Source organism: Paenibacillus sp. RRE4, from assembly GCF_031844205.1.
Taxonomy (GTDB): domain Bacteria; phylum Bacillota; class Bacilli; order Paenibacillales; family Paenibacillaceae; genus Paenibacillus; species Paenibacillus xylanexedens_B.
Window position 1 is genome coordinate 1613182 of the sequence record NZ_JAUZUT010000001.1, and the last position, 22428, is coordinate 1635609.

Annotated in this window: 26 protein-coding genes; all 26 read left to right on the forward strand. The window is 44.5% G+C overall.

Annotated features, from left to right (window positions below; all coding sequences use genetic code 11):
• Window positions 1-12 precede the first annotated feature (12 nt).
• The 26 genes from Q9R46_RS07480 (at window position 13) to Q9R46_RS07605 (ending at window position 22284) form a co-directional block, all read left to right on the forward strand.
• Window positions 13-1038: an ABC transporter substrate-binding protein gene (locus Q9R46_RS07480; protein ID WP_311279473.1), complete on the forward strand. Its 1026-nt coding sequence runs from the start codon at window positions 13-15 to the stop codon at window positions 1036-1038.
• 124 nt (window positions 1039-1162) lie between these two features.
• A complete protein-coding gene (locus Q9R46_RS07485) occupies window positions 1163-2695 on the forward strand; it encodes a sugar ABC transporter ATP-binding protein (protein WP_311279474.1) in 1533 nt (510 codons plus the stop codon).
• Between the two features lie 4 nt (window positions 2696-2699).
• Entirely contained in the window at window positions 2700-3743 is a 1044-nt protein-coding gene (locus tag Q9R46_RS07490; protein WP_311279475.1) for an ABC transporter permease, read from the forward strand.
• Window positions 3733-4707, forward strand: coding sequence for a galactofuranose ABC transporter, permease protein YjfF (gene yjfF / locus Q9R46_RS07495; protein ID WP_145330067.1), 975 nt, complete (start codon window positions 3733-3735; stop codon window positions 4705-4707). The genes Q9R46_RS07490 and yjfF overlap by 11 nt, the downstream gene beginning before the upstream one ends.
• A 116-nt stretch (window positions 4708-4823) precedes the next feature.
• Window positions 4824-5873, forward strand: coding sequence for an ABC transporter substrate-binding protein (locus tag Q9R46_RS07500; RefSeq protein ID WP_311279476.1), 1050 nt, complete (start codon window positions 4824-4826; stop codon window positions 5871-5873).
• A gap of 121 nt (window positions 5874-5994) precedes the next feature.
• The gene (locus tag Q9R46_RS07505) at window positions 5995-6522 is read left to right on the forward strand and encodes an AAA family ATPase (RefSeq protein WP_311279477.1); all 528 of its coding nucleotides are present in this window, start codon (window positions 5995-5997) and stop codon (window positions 6520-6522) included.
• Window positions 6523-6539: 17 nt separating this feature from the next.
• A complete protein-coding gene (locus Q9R46_RS07510; RefSeq protein WP_311279478.1) occupies window positions 6540-7007 on the forward strand; it encodes a DUF2691 family protein in 468 nt (155 codons plus the stop codon).
• 150 nt (window positions 7008-7157) lie between these two features.
• The gene (locus tag Q9R46_RS07515; protein WP_311279479.1) at window positions 7158-8036 is read left to right on the forward strand and encodes a class I SAM-dependent methyltransferase; all 879 of its coding nucleotides are present in this window, start codon (window positions 7158-7160) and stop codon (window positions 8034-8036) included.
• 41 nt (window positions 8037-8077) lie between these two features.
• On the forward strand, window positions 8078-9061 hold the full coding sequence (locus tag Q9R46_RS07520) for a phosphotransferase enzyme family protein (protein ID WP_311279480.1): 984 nt from the start codon (window positions 8078-8080) through the stop codon (window positions 9059-9061).
• A gap of 42 nt (window positions 9062-9103) precedes the next feature.
• On the forward strand, window positions 9104-9595 hold the full coding sequence (locus Q9R46_RS07525; RefSeq protein ID WP_311279481.1) for a GNAT family N-acetyltransferase: 492 nt from the start codon (window positions 9104-9106) through the stop codon (window positions 9593-9595).
• Between the two features lie 6 nt (window positions 9596-9601).
• Window positions 9602-10120, forward strand: coding sequence for a P-loop NTPase family protein (locus Q9R46_RS07530; protein ID WP_311279482.1), 519 nt, complete (start codon window positions 9602-9604; stop codon window positions 10118-10120).
• Window positions 10121-10141: 21 nt separating this feature from the next.
• Entirely contained in the window at window positions 10142-10609 is a 468-nt protein-coding gene (locus tag Q9R46_RS07535) for a GNAT family N-acetyltransferase (protein ID WP_311279483.1), read from the forward strand.
• A 169-nt stretch (window positions 10610-10778) separates the two neighbouring features.
• The gene (locus Q9R46_RS07540; protein WP_145413091.1) at window positions 10779-11261 is read left to right on the forward strand and encodes a GNAT family N-acetyltransferase; all 483 of its coding nucleotides are present in this window, start codon (window positions 10779-10781) and stop codon (window positions 11259-11261) included.
• Between the two features lie 81 nt (window positions 11262-11342).
• Window positions 11343-11876: a GNAT family N-acetyltransferase gene (locus tag Q9R46_RS07545; protein ID WP_311279484.1), complete on the forward strand. Its 534-nt coding sequence runs from the start codon at window positions 11343-11345 to the stop codon at window positions 11874-11876.
• Between the two features lie 121 nt (window positions 11877-11997).
• On the forward strand, window positions 11998-13029 hold the full coding sequence (locus Q9R46_RS07550) for an alpha/beta fold hydrolase (RefSeq protein ID WP_311279485.1): 1032 nt from the start codon (window positions 11998-12000) through the stop codon (window positions 13027-13029).
• Between the two features lie 228 nt (window positions 13030-13257).
• The gene (locus tag Q9R46_RS07555) at window positions 13258-14460 is read left to right on the forward strand and encodes a glycoside hydrolase family 5 protein (protein ID WP_311279486.1); all 1203 of its coding nucleotides are present in this window, start codon (window positions 13258-13260) and stop codon (window positions 14458-14460) included.
• 218 nt (window positions 14461-14678) lie between these two features.
• Window positions 14679-15218 (forward strand): GNAT family N-acetyltransferase, encoded by a 540-nt coding sequence (locus tag Q9R46_RS07560; RefSeq protein WP_311279487.1) that lies wholly within the window; start codon window positions 14679-14681, stop codon window positions 15216-15218.
• A gap of 236 nt (window positions 15219-15454) precedes the next feature.
• The gene (locus Q9R46_RS07565; protein ID WP_397386331.1) at window positions 15455-15736 is read left to right on the forward strand and encodes a hypothetical protein; all 282 of its coding nucleotides are present in this window, start codon (window positions 15455-15457) and stop codon (window positions 15734-15736) included.
• Between the two features lie 60 nt (window positions 15737-15796).
• A complete protein-coding gene (locus tag Q9R46_RS07570) occupies window positions 15797-16642 on the forward strand; it encodes a phosphotransferase (RefSeq protein ID WP_311279488.1) in 846 nt (281 codons plus the stop codon).
• 75 nt (window positions 16643-16717) lie between these two features.
• Window positions 16718-17197 (forward strand): GyrI-like domain-containing protein, encoded by a 480-nt coding sequence (locus Q9R46_RS07575; RefSeq protein ID WP_311279489.1) that lies wholly within the window; start codon window positions 16718-16720, stop codon window positions 17195-17197.
• A gap of 53 nt (window positions 17198-17250) precedes the next feature.
• Window positions 17251-17739, forward strand: a complete 489-nt coding sequence (locus Q9R46_RS07580; RefSeq protein ID WP_311279490.1) for a hypothetical protein — start codon at window positions 17251-17253, stop codon at window positions 17737-17739.
• A gap of 109 nt (window positions 17740-17848) precedes the next feature.
• Window positions 17849-18397 (forward strand): glutathione peroxidase, encoded by a 549-nt coding sequence (locus Q9R46_RS07585; RefSeq protein ID WP_311279491.1) that lies wholly within the window; start codon window positions 17849-17851, stop codon window positions 18395-18397.
• Between the two features lie 83 nt (window positions 18398-18480).
• Window positions 18481-19323 (forward strand): AraC family transcriptional regulator, encoded by an 843-nt coding sequence (locus Q9R46_RS07590; protein WP_311280968.1) that lies wholly within the window; start codon window positions 18481-18483, stop codon window positions 19321-19323.
• 246 nt (window positions 19324-19569) lie between these two features.
• Window positions 19570-19815 carry a hypothetical protein gene (locus Q9R46_RS07595; protein ID WP_311279492.1) on the forward strand — a complete coding sequence of 82 codons (246 nt, stop codon included), beginning with the start codon at window positions 19570-19572 and terminating at the stop codon, window positions 19813-19815.
• Between the two features lie 100 nt (window positions 19816-19915).
• Complete coding sequence (locus Q9R46_RS07600; protein ID WP_311279493.1) at window positions 19916-20515, forward strand: nitroreductase family protein; 600 nt, start codon at window positions 19916-19918, stop codon at window positions 20513-20515.
• Between the two features lie 122 nt (window positions 20516-20637).
• Entirely contained in the window at window positions 20638-22284 is a 1647-nt protein-coding gene (locus Q9R46_RS07605) for an S-layer homology domain-containing protein (RefSeq protein ID WP_311279494.1), read from the forward strand.
• Window positions 22285-22428: the final 144 nt, after the last annotated feature.

Genomic DNA, 22428 nt, shown 5'->3' on the forward strand with positions numbered 1-22428 from the left:
AGGGAGGATCACATGATGCGAAGCAAAAAAAAGTGGGGACTCGTCATCACACTGGCGATGGTTATGCTTGTAAGCACAGCGTGTAACAGCAGTAATGGGACATCCGGTACAAATCAAGCGAGTTCTGGAGGAGATAGCGGAAGTGCACCTGCGACTTCCAAGACGATAACACTTGGTTTTTCTCAAGTGGGTGCGGAGAGCGGCTGGCGTTCAGCCAACACCAAATCCATTCAGGACTCTGCCAAGGAAGCCGGGTATGATCTGAAATTCTCGGACGCGCAGCAGAAACAGGAAAATCAGATCAAAGCCTTGCGGTCTTTTATTCAGCAGAAGGTGACTGTGATTGCTTTTTCCCCGGTAGTTGAGTCCGGTTGGGATACGGTCTTAAAAGAAGCGAAGGATGCAGGCATTCCGGTCATTCTGACGGACCGTGCCGTGGATTCACCGGATAAATCCTTGTACAAGACATTTATCGGTTCCGACTTTGTAGAAGAAGGACGTAAAGCAGGCCAGTGGCTGAGCGATAAGTATAAAGATGCACAAGAGGAGATCAATATTGTTGAACTGCAAGGTACAACAGGTTCTGCTCCAGCGAATGATCGTCAGGAAGGCTTTATGGAAGTCATTGGTTCCAATGCCAAACTGAAAGTGATCGCGTCCCAATCCGGTGACTTTACTCGTGCCAAAGGGAAAGAGGTTATGCAGGCATTCCTCAAGGCCCATAAAAAAATCGATGTTCTCTATGCACACAATGACGACATGGCACTTGGCGCCATTCAGGCGATTGAAGCTGCCGGTTTAAAACCAGGTGTAGATATCACCATTATCTCCGTTGATGCGGTGAAAGATGGTATGCAGGCAGCAGCGGATGGCAAGATCAATTTTATCGTGGAATGTAACCCGCTGCTCGGACCTCAGTTGATGGAGGCGGTTCAGGCTGTGGTGGACGGCAAAGAGATTGAGCCGCGCATCGTCACGGAAGAAACGACCTTTACATCGGAGCAAGCCAAAGAAGCACTGCCATCACGGCAATATTAAAAGCAGCTGCGGTTAACACCGAAAAGTCATTTTTCGACCTCACTGTCGCTAAATGACTTTTTTCTATCCAATCGGAGGGGGCCGATCGCATGCGAACGGCTTCTACAATAAAGGAGCGATGGATATGGAGGATCATCACACCCCCATCCTGCAAATGACGGGCATTACCAAACGTTTTCCAGGCGTTAAAGCACTCTCTAACGTCAGCTTTCGCCTGTTTCCCGGTGAAATTCATGCACTAATGGGTGAGAATGGCGCGGGAAAATCAACATTGATCAAAGTACTGACAGGGGTTTACTCGATCGACGAAGGTACGGTAACGATGGACAATCGAACACTTGCCATATCAGGGCCGCTGGAGGCTCAAAAAGCGGGGATCAGCACGGTATATCAGGAAGTGAATCTTTGTCCGAATCTGACGGTAGCAGAGAACATTTATATCGGGCGGGAGCCGATAAAGTTTGGCCGAATTAACTGGAAACAGATGAACCAGGATGCGGAGAAGCTGTTACGTGAACGATTAAATCTGGTCATCGACGTAAAAGCGCCTCTGCAGACCTATTCGGTAGCGGTACAGCAACTCATCGCCATTGCAAGAGCACTTAGCATATCGGCCAAAGTCCTTATTTTAGATGAACCGACTTCCAGTCTGGATAAAAATGAAGTGCAGCAGCTCTTCCAGATTATGCGCAAGCTGAAGAGTGAAAGACTGGCGATTCTGTTCGTCACTCATTTTCTCGACCAAGTGTACGAAATGTCAGATCGCCTGACCGTGCTACGCAATGGTGAACTCGAAGGGGAGTATATTGCCGCCACGCTTCCTCGTATGGAACTCGTGCTCAAGATGATTGGCAAAGAGCTCGAAATACTGGAGGAACTTCCAAGGCAAACGGGCGAAAGGAAATCAGAGACAGAAGTGGAGGCAGATGCAAGGGAGGTTATGATTACCGCAACGGGATTGGGACGAAAAGGGGCCATTGACCCATTTGACTTAACGATTCGCAAGGGAGAAGTTGTGGGTTTGGCCGGATTGCTTGGATCGGGGCGTACAGAGATTGCGCGTCTGATCTTTGGCGCAGATCGTGCGGACGAAGGCAAGTTGACGGTTGCAGATACAGGTAACTCGGTAAAGTCACCGCGGCATGCGATTGACCAACATATTGCCTTTTGCTCGGAGAATCGCAAAACCGAAGGGATCATCGACGATCTGACGATCAGGGAGAACATTGTTCTTGCCTATCAGGCGACACGGGGCTGGTCAAAGCCTATTTCTCGAAAAAAACAGGATGAGCTTGCGGAGAGATATATCAATCTGTTACAGATTCATCCTAAAAATCCGGAGCAGCTGATCAAAAACCTGAGTGGTGGCAATCAGCAGAAAGTTTTGCTTGCGCGCTGGTTATTGATGAATCCCGATCTGCTGATCCTCGATGAGCCTACACGCGGCATAGATATTGGGGCGAAGGCAGAGATTCAGAAGCTGGTGCTGTCGTTGTCGAAGCAAGGCATGGGGGTTCTGTTTATTTCCTCGGAGCTGGAAGAAGTGATTCGGGTTAGCGACCGGGTAGCCGTGCTGCGAGACCGGAAAAAAGTAAAAGAGCTCAGTGGTGAAGAGATCAATCAGCAGCAAATTATGAAAGCGATGGCAGGAGGTTGACGTCATGATGAGCAGGATGCGAAAACATCATTTGTTTTGGCCGTTATGTATGCTGGGTGTACTTTTATTATTTAACTTGCTTTATTCGCCCGATTTTTTCTCGCTTGTGATACGTGAAGGCAATCTATATGGCAGTCTGATCGATATTCTCAATTTTGGCGCACCGCTAATTCTGGTATCCATTGGTATGACCCTAGTCATTGCAACCGGCGGTATTGATCTGTCCGTAGGTTCGATCGTAGCGATCTCGGGGGCGATGGCTTGTATGTCGATCAGTAAAGGAACGGATCAAAGCTCCCTCTGGCTTGTTTTGAGTGCACTTGCGTTATCCATCGGTCTTTCTCTGGTCCTTGGCGTGTGGAACGGAGCACTGGTATCCGTAGCTCGAATCCAACCGATTATCGCAACGCTCATTCTTATGGTGGCTGGCCGAGGTGTTGCCCAATTAATCACTGACGGACAGATTATAACGGTCTCCAATGCACAATATCAGTACATTGGCGCGGGTTCACTCGCAGCGTTGCCTTTTTCGATTTTCATCGTATTGACGGTACTTCTCGTTGCCGTTCTTCTCACCAGAAAAACAGCACTCGGGTTGTTTATAGAGTCCGTTGGCAATAACGCGCGGGCCAGCCAACTTGCCGGCATTCGTTCCAAAACCGTCATCCTTGCCGTTTATGTGTTCTGTGGTCTCTGCGCGGGGATTGCAGGATTGATTCTTAGCTCCAATGTATCCAGTGCGGACGGTAATAACGCCGGACTTTGGTATGAGCTGGACGCCATTCTGGCCGTCGTGATCGGTGGAACTTCGCTGAATGGTGGACGTTTCTATCTGATGGGTACGGTGGTCGGTGCGCTGATTATCCAGACCTTAACGACAACCATCTACATGATTGGTGTACCGCCAGAGGTTACACTCGTTGTCAAAGCCTTCGTTGTGCTCGCCGTATGTCTAATCCAATCCGATGCTTTCCGCAAGACTATGGCAGAGCGCCTGAAAAAGCGGAAGTTTCCTGCTGAACAAGGGGTGAATCGCCATGTATCTTAATCGAAAGTTGCTCCCGGTTCTGGTTACCTTTGGCTTGCTGGCTGTCATGATTGCCATTGGCTCGTTCCGTTACACGGGTTTCTTTTCCACACAAGTTCTGTTTAATCTGCTGATTGATAATGCTTTTCTCATTGTGACGGCGATTGGCATGACCTTTGTAATCGTATCCGGGGGCATTGATCTGTCCGTTGGTTCGGTCATTGCGCTGACAACCATTATTAGTGCGAGTTTGGTTGAAAAACAAGGCTGGTCGCCCACGGTTGTCATTCCCTTGGTGCTTATTATGGGCGCGGTGTTTGGCACATTGATGGGAGCCATCATTCATTATTTTAAAATTCAGCCCTTCATTGTGACACTCGCTGGGATGTTTCTTGCAAGGGGACTCTGTTATGTCATCAGTACCGACACCATTACAATTACCAACTCGTTCTATACGGACGTTGCTCAAGCCAAGATTCCGCTACCTGGAGGCAGCTTCGTTTCCATTAATGTAATCATAGCTCTGATCATCTTATTGCTTGCCATCTTCCTTGCCCACTACACCCGTTTTGGACGTAATGTTTACGCCATTGGCGGAAGTGAGCAATCGGCCATGCTGATGGGTCTTCCTGTAGCCCGCACCAAAATTTTGGTGTATACCTTCAGTGGTTTTTGCTCTGCGCTGGCAGGCGTTGTATTTACATTCTATATGTTATCCGGTTATGGTTTACACGCGATGGGTATGGAACTGGATACGATTGCAGCGGTTGTTATCGGGGGAACATTGTTGACGGGTGGCGTTGGTTACGTAGCCGGCACGTTCCTTGGTGTATTGATCCAGGGGGTTATCCAAACTATAATTAGTTTCGAAGGCACGCTCAGTTCCTGGTGGACGAAGATTGTGATCGGTCTGATGCTGTTTGTCTTTATTTTATTCCAACGACTTCTCAGTGAACGGCGAGTATCCGCCAAATCATTGCATTAACCTGTTTTAACATAAGGCAACTTAACTACACATCACACATTGACGATAAACCCGTAAAATCAGATTGCTGTGAGGGAATTGGCGGTTATAAATGATGTTCGAGGGGGAAGGATCTGGTGAGAAAAGTTGTGAACTGGTTGAGTCTGCTACTTCTGTTGTGTCTCTCTGGATGCACCATGGCTGAATCCGAGTCCAAGCCCTCTCCTGTCCCGTCAAACGTTGAATCCCTGCCCTCGTTAGAGGAATGGATGCAATCAGCGGAATATAACTTGCCTTCTAAAGAACCGATTATATTGGGCTTTTCGCAACTGGGTACGGAGAGTGCCTGGCGTATCGCCAATTCCACCTCCATTCAGGATGCCGCCAAGGAATCTGGGATTACCCTTATTATAAAAAATGCAGAGCAGTCTCAGACGAAACAATTTGAGGCTGTTCGTTCGTTTATCAGGCAAAAAGTAGATGTGATCGCGATTGCACCGGTGGTGGAATCGGGCTGGGATGATATTCTGCAGGAAGCGAAGCAAGCCGGAATTCCTGTCATTATCGTAGATCGATCCGTTGACGCGAAGGATACTTCTCTGTTTGTAACGACAATAGGTTCAGATTTCTATGAAGAAGGTGTGAAAGCCGGAAAGTATATTCAGGACCGGCTGAGAAATATACCAGGAACGATTCGAATTGCTGAATTGCAGGGTACAAGCGGATCAACGCCGTCTATTCAGCGGGGTGAGGGCTTCCGAAGTGTTTTAGGGGATAAGGAGAATATTGTGTTCTCGCAAAGTGCCCCTGCTGATTTTACAGAAGACAAAGGCAGGCAAGTGATGGAAGAGTTTCTTCAAATTCGGGAAGAGGAACGACCACAAGTCCTTTTTGCACATAATGACGAGATGGCTTTTGGTGCTATTCAGGCAATTCAGGATGCTGGCTTGAAAGCTGGAGAGGACATCATCATTGTGTCGGTAGACGGCTCACGGAAAGCGCTGCAGATTTTGGCGGACGGACAGATTAACGCCGTGGTGGAATGTAATCCGTTACTTGGCCCTCAGCTCATGCAGGCGGCCAAAGAAATTATGGCAGGGCGTACACTTCCGAAACGTATGGTGCCCCGAGAGGATATTTTCACACAAGAAAGTGCGAAGCGTGAGATGCTTAATCGAAAATTTTGAGCGGCCAGAGTTTATAAAAAATCCTGTTGGACAATCCCGACGGGATTTTGCATTTTTGCATTTTTATTAAAGATGACTTATAGTATTTAGCCGGTATGATTTCATGTGAAGGAGTGATTGTATGATCGTTATGATTAATGGTGCATTTGGTTCTGGTAAGACTACAGCAGCAAAAGCTTTACAGTCAAAAATTGAAAATAGCATGATCTATGATCCAGAAGAGATTGGATATATGATCCGAAAGCTTCTGCCTGAGGAACATCGGGAAGAACAGGAGCGTACGGATGATTTTCAAGATATCGAACTCTGGAAAGTGTTGACGGTGAACGCAGCCAGAGAAGTGAAGCAAAAATACAATAAACATCTGATTGTTCCCATGACGCTCTATAAAAAAGTTAACTTTGATTACATCTATAATGGGTTAAAGGAGATTGACCCGGACCTGCATCATTTTTGTTTGACGGCTGAGATAGAGACGATATACAAGCGCCTTGCAAAACGTGGAGATGAATACGGCGGCTGGCAATATCAACAAGCACCGAAGTGTGTTGAAGCGTTCAAGGAAGCTGCATTCGAAACCCGAATTGCGACGGACCATCTGGAAACGGATGAAGTGATCGATATCATTTTGAAGAAAGTGAAAGGCTAAAACGACGAGGAGAAAATATGAAAAGAGGCATACAATTTCAAATTCCAAATGAATATGGCAGCTTTTTGGGAGAAATCCTGAAACCGATCAAGATCGCGGATTATGACTGGTTTGTTGGCGGGGAAGAATCCTATCTAGTGGTTGAGAATAACTTGGGAGACAGTCTTTTTCCAGACCGGGTTATTGGCATGGCAGGCGAAGAGTTGCAGAAAATGATTGATGAGAACAACTATTATTTGATCTTCGCCAATCTTAAGGCCTATCCGAGAGGTGCAACCATTATAGACATAGAGACTTACGAAGACTATGCAGAGAGTGAATGTCGACTCGCATTGCTTGTCATAGATAGCAGTTACGTTGCGGTATACATTAAAGATGCTGAAATACGGGAAGAAATGCTTGAGCATATCAAGAGAATAGGATACGAAGCGCTGGATTATATTACGGATGATAATGACGTAAGAACAAAACTGTCCGTCTGGTGATGATTGATGGAATTTCAGGAACAGATCATCCTGAAGTTGGATAGACTATGACATATTTTAGGAGTAGAATTGGATGTGCTGAATTGCAAATGAAGTTAGAGGAAGTCCTTTAGAAGTATGAATGCGTTTACAAGAAAGGGGTGTAAACTATTGCCGGATTATTATTGGGATAACCAAATAGAGTATCTAAGAAATACACGCTGGCTTTATTATAACGATGATTATCTCGAATTTCTGGTTGAACGCGTTTGGAAGATTAAGCAAGCCGTACATATGATTGATTATGGATGTGGTTTTGGTTACATGGGACTGAAGTTACTCCCGCTCCTGCCTGTTGGCTCACGGTACACGGGAGTAGATCAAGGATCAGGACTGATTAAACATGCGAAAGAACTCTACGCACACACAACTTATCAGGCTGAATTTATAGAAGGTGACATTGAAACGGTGCAGGTCGAACGAGCTTATGACATCGCGATAAGTCATGCTTTTTTGTTACATATGACAGAACCACGCGTGATATTAGAAAAGATGATTGGCAGTGTGGTGGATGGAGGCCGAGTGATTTGTTTCGAGCCACACTGGATTGCCAACATGGCAAGTTATACATTAGATGGCATGGAGCAGTCCAGCATTATGCACCTGGGCGTACTTCAGAAGTTGTATGAGCAGGCTGCCGGAGAAAGTGGCAAAGATGGGAATATAGGCATGAAGATTCCGACACTGCTCAGTCAGCTTGGTGTTAGAGGCGTGGAATGCCGAGTAAGCGATCGGGTTAACTTTCTAGATCAACAGATGGATGCATCGGATAAACATACGTTGTATAACGCGTTAAAAGAAGAAGGGTTAGGAGCCGTCCCGGGTAACCGGGATGAAGTCATTGCCCACCTCATTGGACGAGGATTAACTTCCGAGGAAGCCACACATCAGTATGAGGCAGAGGAGCGTTTTGCTAGAAAGCTCAATGAAAACTCGTATATGACATATGCTCCGAACATGAAAATTACTAGCGGAATTGTAGTACGATGAATTCTAATTTACTTATAGCTAGGAAAGGAAGCTGAGATAAGATGGTGTCTAAAGCAATACTTTCACAAGCTTCTCGATCCTTTGGCTTCGCTCCGGAGTCACTGGTTTTAGTAAGTCAATCCACGAATGTGGTTTACAAATACAATTGGCATGATAAAACATATTTTCTTCGGTTATCGGAGAAACCGGAAGCATATGAAACATCTATTCGGGCAGAAGTTCACTGGGTTCGCTATCTGGTATCCAAGGGAGTTCGAGCATCATTACCCATTCTTACAGTAGAAGGCAAGCTGACTGCTGTATGCCGTGATCAAGAGAAATGTTATGTTGCTGCGGTATTTGAAGGAGCGACCGGATATTTTTTTGATAATGACTGGAGTGTATGGGATACAGATTTATTTACTCGATGGGGAAGCGTGATGGGCACGTTACACCATCTAACACAGAGCTATCAACCCGATGATCCGAAGTTCACTAGAGCGGACTGGGCTCCACTGCAACTGGAGAATACATATCTGCATACAGGTGACCATGCCTTGCTCCTAGGCAAGCTTCGAGCATTGGAGCAACAACTGATGGATTTGCCCAGAGAGGCCGAGGGTTATGGCCTAATTCATTATGATTTCCATCCTTATAATTTTTTGATTGATCAGGGTGAGCTTAATGTCTTTGACTTTGATGATGCGATACGCGGCTGGTATGCTCTGGATATTAGGATCGCGGCTACACATGCGGTCTGGTGGGGGTCACATGATCCGAAGTGGGGAACGAAGGATGAGTTCGCGAAGACGTTTCTGACCGCTTTTCTGGAAGGGTATGTGCAACAACAGCCAATAAGTCAGGAATGGATCGCTCGGATTCCTTTATTCATGGAGTACCGAAATATAAGTTCATTCTTCTGGTGGTTGAAAGATTGGAATGAGGATGAAGGTAGCTTGTCCGATCATCAAAAAGGGGCTATCGCATCAGCAGTTAAACTGATCCAAAATGATCTAACGTTTGAAGGTTGCCGTTTTAAACTATAAGAAGACCAAATTAAGATCTTAAAGCGAGGAGTGGTGTGCATTATGGAAACAGAGCGGCTTATATTTCGTGAATACACTAAGAATGATTTTGAACATTTATATACCATGACAAGTGAACCAAACGTGATGAAATATATTCGCCACGGAAATCCATGGACGAAAGAAGAGACGATGCAGACACTAGAGAAGTTTATTCAATGGAACAAGGCAGGTAAAGGACTTTTACTTGCCTTTAATAAAGAAGATCAACAGTTTGTTGGAACGTCTGGATTGATCCCGCAAGTCATTGATGGCAAAGATGAGCTTGAAGTCGGTTATTGGGTGCGAGAGCCCTATTGGAGACAAGGCTACGGGTATGAGCAAGCCAAAGCCTGGAAGGAGTACGGTTTGCAACGAGGAGAGAAGCGTTTGATTTCATTGATCCAATATGGAAACTCAGGCTCGATGCGAGTAGCGGAAAAGAATGGCATGACCCATGAGAAGGATGTCGACATCGTAGGGAAACAAGTTGCGGTATTTTCAATCGAGGTGTAGTGGAATTTGAAAATTCGCATTATTGGCGCTTGCGGAAGCGGAAAATCGACTTTAGCTAGAGAACTGTCTCGAAAATATAACATTGCTTTCTATGAAATAGATAATCTGATTTGGGATCGAAGCGCAGAAAATAGGAGATATCCTGATGAGGTTAGGGACAGTTCTCTGCAAGCTATTGTTGGCTCAGATGCCTGGATCATTGAAGGAGCACAGCTGAAACCATGGACTTCATCATCTATTCTTGAAGCAGATTTGATTTTTGTGTTGCACCCCCATGTATTGGTTCGAGATTATCGGATCATTAAAAGGTTTCTGCTGTCTCGAATAGGGGTGCAGGAATGTAATTATAAACAGTCTTTTAGGAATTTGTGCAAGATGATGGTGAAATGGAACCATCAATATGACGTTCAGGATGTCATAGAGATGACGAGTAAACATGGCAAGGATGTAGTTGTCATTACGAATGAGAAGCAGGCTGTAGAAAAGATCAATTCTACTTATAAATCTGCAACAACAAAGTTTTAAAGATTGAATAAGGAGATTTACATGAGGACACACATCATTCAGATTCATCCCGTTACACGAGATAATTGGGAACAGGCTCTAGAAATTTCGCTACATGAAAACCAAAAACACCTGGTTCCAAGTATTACAGAAGGACTTGCTTATGCCTATATTAAACCATGGGATGAAGCATTTGATCCTTACGTTTTGCAAATCGAAGGCAAAATCATTGGATTCTTTTATATAAGTTATACGCCTGAAAGTACAGATAATTACTGGATTGGCGGTTTCCAGATTGACAAAACGTTTCAAGGGCGAGGTATGGGAAAACGAGCATTAAGAGCCATCATCAATTTTATCACTTATAAACATCCGTTATGTCAGATCATCTCTCTGACCGTTGAACGAGGCAATCATATTGCCCAACACTTATATACAAGCATGTCATTTGCAAGCGAGAATCTGACCAATTCGGATGATGAGATTATTTACAGATTGAAAATAAGGTGATTCACCAAGTCAACAAGGATAGGCTCGAATGATACAGAAATTGGGTTGTATGCAGGAGTTAATTCGTCGTCAGGTTGTTTATATTCATGGGAAACATGTGGACTTTATTATGTTCGGATTAACGAAGGATGAGTATCTCGCTAATCGAGATACAAATAAGGGGGTTAATATGAGTACCATTACATTGCAAAACATCACACTCGACAATCGGCGAGCCGTATTTAATCTGGAGGTCGGGGAGGAACAGCGTCGGTTCGTTGCCTCCAATCTGTCGAGCGTGGCTTCCTGTTATGTACTTTCCCAGAACGGAGGTCACCCTTTTCCTTTTGCAATCTACGCGGATGACAAACCTGTTGGTTTTGTAATGATCACCTATGGAATTACAGGGTACGACCTGCCATCAATCGCAGAAGGTAGCTACTGTATTCTGAGGCTGATGATTGACGAGCAATTCCAAAATCGCGGATACGGGCGCCAAGCGATGGAAAAGATTTTAGAGTGGATTCGGACCTGTCCTGCAGGCCCTGCTCAATATTGTTGGATATCATATAGTGCAGAAAATGTACATGCTAAAAGGTTGTATGAAAGCTTTGGTTTCCGTGATAATGGTGAGATCTGCCATGATGAGTATATTACCGTTTTGGAGCTCTGATTATAGAGAAATGGTTACCTGAGCAGAAGCAGTACCTGAACCTTGGGGCTTAGAGGATTTAAAAAGGAGACGACGAAAAGCATGATTACATACCAAATCTTGAACTTGGATCATGTAAAGCAGTTACATGAAATTGATCGTTCTGAGTATATTGACCTGATCTATGAGGTGAGTGAACAGGGCTTAGTTGAGCACAAGCAAGATCATGAGTGCGCGAATTGGGGTCAGGAGCAATTGGAAGAGATGCAGGATCGTTACATCTATGAATTGCAGCATGGGGGAATGGCTTATGGGGCTTTTGATGGTACAAGATTAGTCGGCTTCGGTGTACTTGCCCATCAATTTAGGGGGAAAGAGCAGAATCAGTTGCAATTGGATCTCATGTATGTCTCTAGAGCGTACAGACGACAGGGAATTGGGACACGAATTCTTGCTTTTTTAAGTGAAGAGGCAAGAATGCGTGGAGCGCAATCCTTGTACATCTCGTCAACCGAAACGAGATCAGCGGTTTCCTTTTATCAAAGCCAGGGCAGTGAAATGACGGGAGAGGTGGACGAAGAATTGTACACCAAAGAGCCCAAAGATATTCATATGGTAAAAGAGCTTAACGGATGACAACGGTTGGTTTGTTAGGAACCATTCATAACGTCGGTGCGGATCACAATTACATATTTCAGGATGAGTTACAGAATGAGGCTGTTCATTGGATTTATCCGTTAAAATTAAAGGAGAACGAATGAGAAAAAAGATAGCTAAAGTCTGTAAATATACGATCTTTACCATCGTAGGAATGTTCGTAGTTTTCCTCATTTTTCCTACATGGACACCGAGTATCGAAGGGGAGAACAGTATAAGCCGTATAGAGCAGATTGACATCAACGGTGAAGGGCATGAAGTGATGATCAGGGGAGCGGATCGGACCAATCCGGTATTGTTATTTGTTCATGGTGGACCTGGGTACTCAGAAATTCCTTATGTAAGAAAATATCAGCGTGAGCTCGAACGGCATTTTACAATTGTTCATTATGATCAACGCGGTAGCGGAAAGTCGTTCCATTTTACAGAGGATTATTCAAAGCTGACAACCGACGTACTTGCAGATGATTTAGTCGCTCTGACAAAGTATGTTACTGAGGAACTTCATCAAGAGCAGGTGATCCTGGTCGGGCATTCTTTTGGGACGTATATCGGCATCAAGGGGGTTGCGAAGGCTCCAGAACAGTTTAAAGCTTATATTGGAATTGGACAGGTGGCCGACACCATTCAGAGTGAAATGGAAACGTTGGATTATACGATAAAACAGGCAAAAGCGTCAGGAAACAAAGCGGATGTGAAACAGTTGGAGTTATTGCGTGATTCCGTACAGCAAGGGAAAGGACTGACTCCACGAACGTTTGTGCAAAAGTATGGCGGTTCAGCCAGACTTATTAACGAGAACGCTGACTATGTTAAAGGATTTCTGATAAATCCGGAGTACAATGGATTGGATGTCATTCGTTTTTATACCGGGGTTCTCCAATTGCAAGATCGGCTTGTGCGAGAATCATTGAATTACCCATTGCCTGAGATTGCGGACGAGATCCAAGTTCCGACTTATTTCCTAATGGGGCAATATGATTATATGACGACCCTTAATGCGGCCAAGGATTACTTGCAAAAGTTGAAAGCGCCCGAGAAAGAACTGGTTATATTTCATGAGTCCGCGCATTATCCTCAGTTTGAAGAGAAGGGGAAATTCATGGCTTGGCTGATCGAACATTTCAAATAGGATTAAAAAGTGTAAAAACCTGTCAAAAAGGACAAGGAAATGAACTTTATTTACCATAATTGTGTTATTATGTTGGTGCAAACCGTTTTTTCGCTCACCACTCTATTCATAGAGAAGGGAGGAATATATTTTCGTATTTCTTCAATCAATCCATTTTTTAACCATCTAGATGAATCACTAGAGTAACTGCACTGCTTGTTCTAAAATAAAATAAGCGGAGGTACCGTTATGACGAAAACGTTTAAAAAATTTGGCATAGCCAGTTTGGCACTGCTTTTTATGGCCACAGCGGCGTTTGCGGGATGGGGCTCTAAAGCATCGGCCGCTGACATGAGATCATTAACCGCTGCGCAGATTACGGCGGAGATGGGGGCAGGCTGGAATCTGGGGAATCAGCTGGAAGCCACAGTGAACGGGACACCGAATGAAACGTCATGGGGCAATCCAACAATCACACCTGAGCTGATCAAAAAGGTAAAAGCGGCAGGTTTTAAAACGATTCGTATTCCGGTTTCTTATCTGAACTATATTGGAAGCGCTCCCAATTATACAGTGAATGCATCTTGGCTTAATCGTATACAGCAAGTGGTGGACTATGCGTATAACGAAGGTTTATACGTAGTCATCAATATGCATGGAGACGGGTTCCACTCGATTCCGGGCTCGTGGTTACATGTGAACAGTGGCAATCAGAATGTTATTCGTGAGAAGTATCAAAAGGTGTGGCAACAAGTTGCCAACAAGTTCAGTAATTATAACGAACGTCTTATTTTTGAATCGATGAATGAGGTGTTTGACGGTAATTACAACAATCCGAATACGTCTTATTATGGTAACTTGAACGCGTATAATCAGATCTTTGTGGATACCGTTCGCAAAACAGGCGGCAATAATAATGCAAGATGGTTGCTTGTTCCAGGCTGGAATACAAACATAGACTACACTGTGGGCAATTATGGTTTTGTCGTTCCAAGTGATAATTTCAGATCGTCCGCCATTCCAAGCTCTCAGAAGCGCATCATGATCTCGGCGCACTATTACTCGCCATGGGATTTTGCTGGTGAAGAGAACGGAAACATTACGCAATGGGGAGCTACCGCGACGAATCCTTCCAAAAGATCGACATGGGGGCAAGAGGATTACTTGGAATCTCAGTTCAAATCTATGTACGATAAATTTGTAACTCAAGGTTTTCCAGTCGTCATGGGTGAGTTCGGTTCCATCGATAAATCTTCTTATGATTCCAGCAACAGTACCTATCGTGCGGTTTATGCCAAAGCCGTGACTGCCAAGGCGAAAAAATATAAAATGGTTCCAGTTTATTGGGACAACGGGTTCAACGGCCAGCATGGATTCGCGCTGTTCAACCGGTTTAACAATACGGTAACACAGCAAAATATCATTAATGCTATTATGCAGGGCATGCAGTAATTGATATTGTCAGAAGCAAGAATCGAGCGGCATGTTTCTTATAACCAGGGACATGTCGCTTTAGTGTGTTTTCTCAAAAAAGCGTGGTGCGAGTTTACTCGTAATTTCCCATGAATTTTACACAAGCCGCAAGCAGAATTCATTAAATGCCACACAATCATGGTTATACTTAATTTTGCTTTGATCTAGCGAACTTGAAGGATTGGGTGGTAGACAAAATGTTGAAGAAGCGTGAGCTGCATGAATGTCAATCTCTGCACAGCTTGATGATGGATCCCGCAGTTTCCCCTTATGTTCGTTATGCATGTCAGTCGCAAGAGGAATTTATGTTTTTAACAAGGCAGTTGATCGCAGAAGAAGAACAGGGAAGCGTTATAACGCGTACGATTTTGAATGAGGTTGGAACCGCAATCGGTACCATTGATCTGTATCACATGGTCAACCAGACTGGATTTCTGGCAACTTGGATTGGTGCTCCTTATTTCGGACAAGGATACAGCCAGCGAGCGAAGTCCGCGTTTTTGACAGAACTGTTTCTTGAACATGATATACAGACGGTTTTTATGAAAATACGCAAGCAAAATGTTCGTTCCCGCAAAGCGGTAGAAAAACTACCTTACGTTAAATTTTCCAACGATCTCTACCCAGAGGTCACGCAAGCCATTAATGTGAAGCAGTCCATATATGATTTGTATCATGTCGAACGTGCTACTTTTCTCGAAAGTCATATGGAGTTACATCATATTTTAGCTACGTAAGATAACTAGAGAGTAGTCAGACAGTAGTATACAAGGCGCCGTCAGAGATGACGACGCTATTTGATATGTAGGGAAACACGCCCCCTTGAAACTAGCTGTCGTTTCATTCGTAGAAGCATAGGTGAAAACTCCGGGATAGAAGCTGCTGCATACCTCGTTTAAAGGGTTATAAAAATTCCTTAATGGAAGAACATGGATTATAATTGAGATGAATTTTATTGAAGGAGGTTGTTGTTTTGACAACAGAGGTATGGATTCAAGTGGAAGAGATTCAGGATCAGGAGCCGATCTGGGCAGGTACCAAAATTCGAATATATCAAGAACCAGAAAATCCAATGGAATACTTGCTCTCATACATACATGGAAATTCGAATGAGCTTCAACTAACCTGCCTAACCTCAGGCGAGGCAGGTAATATTGGGGGTGTCATTGCTAAAGACCTGCCCAACCACTATGCACTGGCTCAAACGCTAAAGACCTTTTTGACTGGAGTGTACAGTGAGATTCTTTTTGAATGAAAAACAAAAATAAACGTCAGCAGGAGCGCCCAGAGAATTACAAATAGAGGAGGATGCAAGTTGTCTGAACTACCGGAGGAGAAGTTAACAGGTGGTAACGTGAATGACGTTGTGCGCGTTGGAGATACGGTTCGCCGGAATACCCACCCGAATCGTTACGTACATGAACTGCTGTTGCATCTGGAAAAAGAGGGCTTCGATCAGGCACCAAAGTATCTGGGCATGGATGAGAAGGGCAGGGAAATTCTCTCTTACCTTGATGGTGACGTCCCCGGTAATGTTTATCCGGAGATCGAAAGTTATATGTGGTCAGACGAATCTCTGATTGCCGTTGCCCGTTTATTAAGAGCCTATCACGATGCAACCGTAAATTTCACCACGGTGGAACAGCCTGATAACCTTTATCCAGGCATAGGTAGAGATGAAAGCTCACATGCCTCAGTAGATACAAATTCAGAGAATTACGAAGTAGTCTGCCATAACGACTTTGCTTTATATAACATCGTGTTCAGGCATGGTTTGCCGCAGGGTATTATTGATTTTGATCTGGCATGCCCGGGGCCGCGTATGTGGGATATCGCCTACACGTTATATACGTGTGTACCCCTAGCCAATTTTTCTCCCAAGCTTGAAGGCCAAAGGAAATCAGTTGCCTCATATGATAGAGAAATGCACGCAAACGTTCGGAAGAAACGCATTGAAATGTTTATGAAAGCTTACGGTTTAGATGTGCCACCTGATCTGAAACATTGGGTTGTGTCCCGTATTCGCTTTATGTGCAAAACCTTAGAGGAGCGTGCAGCAGCAGGAGACGCAGCCTTTGTGAAGATGGTTGAAGAAGGCCATCTGGCTCACTATGAGAGAGAAGTGATTTTTCTGGAGCAACATTGGCAAGAGTGGATATAGTTTTTGTCGTATCTTTTTCGGGCAAATGCAACGTAGCAAAGGCCTGTAATTTTTTTGTACATTGGGGAGAAAAAGATGGAAACGAAGATCGTTACATTGACTGCATTTCATGTTGCAGGTTATCGCATTGAAGCTACGGTGGAAGAGTTTGAAGCAGGATTAAGGCAGAGCCATTATGATAAGTTAATAGAGAAGAAAGACGAGATCAAGCACCGGAAAAATGATCAGGTTCTCTTGATGCAACTTTATCCGTCCCATGAGGACTTCAATGCCAAAGTTCATCCATTCACACATGTATTGTGCTATGAAGTAAACGAGCCGGAGGGTGCGCCGCCTGGAATGATTATTCATCATGTGCCAGCTCGTTCATACGTTACATGTACGCACAGAGGACCAGAATCCGACATAGGTGATACTTATGACTACATCTATGGACAGTGGTTAGAAGATGCTGGACACACACCTGAGTGTTATGATTTTGAAATCTGGAATGAACGTTACCAGCCGGAAAGTGCCGATAACGAGATCGATATTTATGTGGCTTTGCAATCTTAATTATCGAGTTTTCATCGTGTTAGATTATTGAGAAAGAAGATGAATTTAATAAAATGAAATTATTTGGCTTAGGCGGTTTCATATTTTTGATCTTTATATGTTCTTTTGTAGCCGTGTTGTTTCCTGCCTTTTTCCCCAGTTGGGTCTTTGTACGTTTATTTCTTGTTGGTATTTCAGCATTTTTTTTGGGTATCGGATTATTTCATGGGTTGAAATCGATTAGAAGCAAGCTAAAACGGCTAAGCTCTAAATTTTTATTTATCATTTTTGGATTTGCATGTTTATGGTATGTTTCTCCTCAAGCTTTGGCTGGTGTTCTGGATCTTGGTTCGTATTACAAAAAAGACTATGTTACGGTATCAGGCAGGCCAGACTACGTGGGGTCTATGAGCGTTAGGAAAATAAGAGAACAAACTATTGAAATAAATGGACTGGAACTGATTAATACAAGGAAGATTGATTTGCATGATCGATACAAAAAAATGGAGATCAAGATGTTGCCCCGTTCAAAGTATGTGATTAGCATTAAAATTTTGGAGTAAATGGGGGACTCTCCACCTTTCTCAATACAACCTGGGTGACTTCGTATATAATGAGAGATGACTCTACAAAACAAGTAACTACATACTATTGCGAGGTGCACTTTGACTTATGCCAACGATCTATGATTTCACTGTGACGAGAACGAGTGGAGAGCGTTTCCCGCTCTTTCAATACGAAGGAAAGCCTGTACTGATTGTGAACACGGCAAGCAAATGTAAATATACGCATCAATTCGACGACATTCAGAAATTATATGATGAATACAAGGATCAGGGTTTGCAGGTCATCGGATTCCCATGCAATCAGTTTGCGGAGCAGGAGCCGGGTAGCAGTGCAGAAGCCGAGTCTTTCTGTCAGATCAACTACGGGGTGAAGTTCCCGATGTTTGCGAAACTGGATGTGAACGGAGAGGCAGCGCATCCGCTGTATGACTTTTTGAAAAAGTCAGGTCCGTTTGCCGGCTTTGACGAGAGCGACATTCAGGCCAAATTGCTCAAGCTGATGGTGTCAGACAAAGCACCAGAGTGGCTGCACGGCGATGCAATCAAATGGAATTTCACGAAATTCCTGATTAATGCAGAAGGTCAAGTTGTTCGGCGCTTCGAACCGGTGGATTCCATGGACGAGATCAAAGCAAGTATCCGAGAGTTGTTATAAATTCAAGTGAACATTAGCGGGGCAACCAGGCATGAAGTGGTATCCCGCTTTCTTTTTGCACAGGAGGTGATGATGTGCCAAGCATGATGCAATTTAATGCCCCACTGGCGTATACCTATAGAGCCACGAGTCAGTTCGATCCGGGTAATTCAGACGGCTTCCATTCGCATCCACACTATGAGATTTATTATTTTCATGAAGGGGAATGCACTTATATTATTGGAGACCGGGTATATGCTCTGGAGCCGGGGGATCTGGTGTTAATGCATGGACTGACCTTGCATCGGCCGCATCCCAAAGTCGGTAAACCCTATGTTCGGACTACGCTTCATTTCGACCCTTCTGCCATTCGTAAAAGTCTGCACCCCGAACGCATTCATGACGTACTGAAGCCGTTCGATGAGCTGGGCAATTGCCGGGTGAACCTTACCGGTGAGATCCGCACCGAATTCGAAAAACTGCTACATGATCTGCACCAGTTATCTTCTCACTCGTCCAGATTCAGGCAGGAGCGTATGCATATCCGGGTCTGTGATCTGTTATATTGTGTGGCAGAGATCTGTCAGGGACATGTGCAAGAACAGCGTTCTTCATCGGAAAAAGAAAGACATGTCCAGCATATCATTCGATATGTGGATACGCACTATATGCATGACATCGGTCTGGATGATCTGGCACAGGAACTCCATCTGTCCAAGCCCTATTTGGCAGGTATGTTCAAAGAGATGACGGGACTGACCATATTTAAGTACTTATATGATCGGCGTATTAACCAAGCGAAGCTACTGTTCCAGTTTCAGCCCGAGATGAGTGTGACGGAGGCCAGTCGATTGTCTGGTTTTAAAAGGCTGTCTCATTTCAGCCGGATTTTTAAACAAAGCGTGGGCTGCTCGCCCGATCTGTATCGAAGTCAGTTGCATCGGTAGTTGTAGGACCGATACGGATGTTAAAATGAAGTTTAGCGTTGTTAGCGTAAAAGAAGAATAAATGGTTGTCATGTAGAAGCCGACCCGCAGATTCATTGGGTCGGCTTCTTTAGCTTTATTTTAATAACAATGAGCAAATAGCGAGCAAGGGTCAGCACCCTTCACGTAACGCAGATGTTTAGAATGCCAAATGAACAGGTAAAGAAAGGTAACGAGAAAAAGACGATTACAGGAGGCGAAAAGCGAATGGAGAAGCAAACACCGGCGCAACAACGGGAAAATGGCAAACGGGTTAATATGTCAGACCACCTGGAGCAACATAAGACGGAACACGAAAGCATGCTGGATCAATTCGAGCAAGAACAAACCGTAGACCCGATTCCGATGCAAGATCTGAATATGAAAGCACAGGAAGAAAAAAATAAGGATCAGACGAAAAGTAATTCGTCTACAGAAGAGAAGTATCGGGCAGACTATCGCAAGAGAGATTGAATTTACATGAAAATAAAATAGTTTATTGACTAATGTATGTTACTATATTATAGTTACCTTGTTAGCAATGAATTACAAATGACTTAGGAGGCGTATATGAATGTCTACTTTTTTTGATGCGTTGAAGAACAGAAGATCTTATTATGGAATCAGCAAGGAATCCACAATCTCGGATGCTAAAATTCAGGAAATCGTCGAAGAAGCGGTAAAGTATACACCAACTGCATTTAACTCACAGACTTCCCGGGCAGTCGTATTGCTTGGTGAACAGCATGATAAACTATGGAATCACACTGAAGAAATTTTGCGTGAGGTTGTGGGCAACGAAGAGGCATTCCAATCCACAGCTGAGAAAATGGCAGGTTTCCGTAGTGGCTACGGTACGGTTCTGTTTTTCGAAGACAATAATGTGGTAGCGCAGCTTCAACAGAACTTTGCTGCGTACGCAGACAACTTCCCGATCTGGTCTAACCAATCGAACGGTATGTTGCAACTGGTCATCTGGACTGCACTGGAGCAAGAAGGACTGGGAGCATCCCTTCAGCACTACAATCCACTGATTGATGAAAAAGTGAAGCAAGAATGGAATATTCCAGAGCACTGGAGACTGATCGCTCAGATGCCGTTTGGTAAACCAATCGCAACACCAGGCGAGAAAGAGTTCCAACCAATCGAAGAGCGTGTTAAAGTACACAAATAAGGAAGAGCGCGTCAAAGTACACAAGTAATACTCTAACATTACCAATATTTAACCACATACGGCCTCGCTTCAATTTGATACGATAATGAAGATCGTAATCTATTGAAGTGAGGCTTTTTGATGTGAAAATAGTAAATGATAATAGAGTAGCTTTTCAAACCCTTCATCCCGTATGGAAGATCGTGTTAAGCGGCGTCATTTTATTCGGTTCAGTGGTTGGCGATGCAAGTAGCGTTAACGCAGCGGGGAGCCAGCGGCCTAACTTTCAGGATACAAGCAAAAGCTTCGCAAAAGAAGCCATTGCGCGACTGGTACAAAAAGGGATTGTAGCAGGAACAACGGAGCACACGTTTGAACCGAAAAAAGCGGTCACACGCGCTGAATATGCATCATTTGCGGTACGCTTGCTTGGACTAGAGCAAGTTTCAAACAATATTAAACCTTTTGCAGATATTTCTGCGAACGCCTGGTATTACGGTAACGTAGCTGCGATGACCAATCTATCGATTCTTGAGGGTAAAGGGCAGAACCAGTTTCAGCCGAACGCTTCCATCACACGTGAAGAGGCAGCTGCTTTGCTTGTTCGTATGCTGAAACAGCGCCCCGTGGCAAGTGATAGTATATACAATACATATGCAGACGCAGCGGACATTTCAAGCTGGGCTCTTCCATATGTACAGAAGGTGCATCAACTTGGATTGATGCGCGGAAGTAGCGGCATGTTCCGGCCTGCTGACCAAGTCACACGGGAAGAGGCAGCAGTGATGCTGGATGCGATCTTGCAAAATAACACATGGGCTACACAAATTCAGCGGAAGCAGGATCATGGGATTCAACTGGGATGGCAGTACAATTCATCGACAGCATCATTTATAAAACAAGTGGAGCGGTCGCCTGTCAACACGGTGGTTCCGCGCTGGTTTTTCCTGAATCAAGATATGAACGTTTCGGATCACGCCAATGCAACATTGATCTCTTGGGCATCTGCTACGGGAAGAGCGCTTTGGCCCATGCTCGGTAACCGTTCCAATAAAGAGATGACACATCAGATGCTGTCGAGTTCAGCGAACCGTGAAGCAGTTGTCAATCAAGTGAGTGCTTATGTGAAAAAATATAAACTCGGCGGTATTAATGTGGATTTTGAAAATGTAGATCCTGTCGATCGCGAAGGTTTTACCGCGTTTGTGACTTCGTTAACGAAATCCTTGCACGCTCTTGGCGCTGTGGTATCGGTTGATGTATCTCCCAATCTCGGTTCAGATTGGACGGCAGCCTTTGACTACGTCAAGCTGGGGGCGATCTCGGATTATATGGTACTTATGAGTTATGAAGAGCATTGGAACGGTGACCCCAAGCCCGGTTCGGTCGCTTCGCTTCCCTGGGTGGATCGAGCATTGACAAAGATGCTCTCCGAGGTCGAACGTACCAAGACTATTTTGGCGCTTCCACTATATACGAGGGATTGGTCCACCGTGAATCCTGCAACAGCTTCCTGGGACATTACACTGGGAGAGCAAGGAATTCGTGCATCGGCATCAGGTTCGCTAAGGAGCTGGGATACGCAACTGAAACAGTATATGATTAACTACACGTCTAACTCGGTAACACGAGCGATCTGGGCGGAAGACAGCCGCTCCTTGTCTGCCAAAGTGCTGATGAGTGGTGAACGAAACATTGCAGGACTGGCTTACTGGTATATGGGCGGCGAAACTGCGGATGTATGGAACGCCATTACCAATGCTATGCGATTCGAATCGTATCAGTTCTAACACTTGAAGACCTAAACCTTTCGTTTGAAACCGGAGGTTTGGGTCTTTTATTTTTGGTTTAAGCTATGGAATAAGTCGGGCCGTTTAAGCCTGTTTGTACGGTTTAATGTATAGAAGGACAAGAATCACCATGTGAAAATATAC